Genomic DNA, 785 nt, shown 5'->3' with positions numbered 1-785 from the left:
GGCCGGCCAGAATGCCGATCGGTATGGAACCGGTTTCCTGCGCGGCGACGGCAAGCACCATGGTGCTCAGGCCGACGATCGATCCGACCGATATGTCGAGCCCGCCGGAGACGATGACGACGGTCTGCGCCATGGCGAGGATGCCGAGGAGGGTGACCGCGAGGCCGATGTTGATCAGGTTGCGCGGGGTGAAGAAGACGTCCGGCCTCAGCGCGCCAAAAATCGCCAACAGCACCACCAGCGCGATCAGCAGGCTGATGTTCTGCGCGCCGATGCGGCCAAGCAGGGTTGCCGGCACGCGCTCGCGGCCGGCCGTCGTGGTATCGGTCACGATACCCTCCTTTCGATTGTCTCTTTCCCCGAGCGCATGGCCAACGCCAGCACCGCTTCCTCGCTCGCCTCCTGCCAAGGCAGCTCGCCGCTGATGCGTCCGCCCTGCATGACCAGCACGCGGTCGGCGAGGCCGAGCAGCTCCGGCATTTCGGAGGAGATGAGCAGGATGGCGAGGCCCCGGTCGGCCAGGCTTTCGATCAGCCTGTATATCTCCGCCTTGGCGCCGACATCGATGCCGCGCGTCGGCTCGTCGAGGATGAGCACCGCCGGCCCGCGTGCCTGCCAGCGGGCGAACACGACCTTCTGCTGGTTGCCGCCGGAAAGTTTTCCCACTGCCTGTTCGATCGACGGCGTCTTTACCTTGAGCTCGGCGACGTGATGGGCGACCAGCGCGCGCTCACGACGGCGGCTGAAGAAGCCGTAGCGCGACACCTTGTCGGGCACCACGAGGC

General features: G+C 66.8%; 1 protein-coding gene and 1 pseudogene. Both read right to left on the bottom strand.

From position 1 onward, the window contains the following. Window positions 1-331: pseudogene (locus EN780_RS35885) on the bottom strand (ABC transporter permease); the annotation flags it as partial. Then, window positions 328-785, bottom strand: a 458-nt coding sequence (locus tag EN780_RS35880; RefSeq protein ID WP_133372938.1) for an ATP-binding cassette domain-containing protein, incomplete at its 5' end; no start/stop codon positions are given. The gene EN780_RS35880 and the pseudogene EN780_RS35885, both read right to left, overlap by 4 nt.

Source organism: Mesorhizobium sp. M4B.F.Ca.ET.089.01.1.1 (genome assembly GCF_004022605.1).
Classification (GTDB): Bacteria; Pseudomonadota; Alphaproteobacteria; order Rhizobiales; family Rhizobiaceae; genus Mesorhizobium; species Mesorhizobium abyssinicae.
The sequence above is the reverse complement of the archived record's forward strand: the minus strand, read 5'-3'. Positions and strand labels throughout refer to the sequence as shown.